The following is a 550-nucleotide window of genomic DNA, read 5'->3' as shown; positions in this document are numbered from 1 at the left end:
TGTAGTAACAATCGTCTTCGTAAAAGTCGTTTTCACATTCGAATTCGTTGTTATAACGAGGAGCATTTCGTTCAGCGCGAGCCAATGCCTCTTGGTAAGCAATATCACACTGCTCACTAAACTCTGGTGAGTCGGATTTACATTCATCAGCGTCAGAAAAAATGTAACCTTCAGTCTTTGATTCTTGGGTCGCAAGGAAGAAAATTCCGCCAAATGCCGCGAACGGTATGATTTTTCCAAGCTTTAAGCTTTTATCCATGGAAGAACGTTTAACGTTGGAACTGCGCTTCATCGTTCCTCCTAGTACGTCATACAAGCAGCATTCAACATGCCGACCGATATAGAAACCGCCGCAAGTACAATGCCTGCAGGCAGCTCATCTTTTTCGATACGCTCAGTAACTCTTGGCAGCAAAATAAAACGCACGATGGCAAATGCGATGATTTGCGCAAGCATGGCAACAACGCCCCAAACCATAAAGTCGACAATGTTGACTGAGTTTTTTGCCGCACCCGAAATCGCAATACAATAACCCAGAAAAGCGCCACTC

The 550-nt window shown here is 44.5% G+C and carries 2 protein-coding genes; both read right to left on the bottom strand.

What is annotated here, in order from left to right:
- On the bottom strand, positions 1-292 hold a 292-nt coding region (locus R7Q48_RS30100), incomplete at its 3' end, for a DUF1190 domain-containing protein (protein ID WP_318134069.1).
- Positions 293-300: 8 nt separating this feature from the next.
- The coding region (locus R7Q48_RS30095) for a DUF350 domain-containing protein (RefSeq protein WP_318134067.1) at positions 301-550 on the bottom strand (250 nt) is incomplete at its 5' end.

It is taken from the genome of Vibrio sp. 378 (assembly GCF_033339435.1).
Note: the sequence above shows the minus strand (reverse complement) of the source record. Positions and strands in the feature narration are given on the sequence as shown.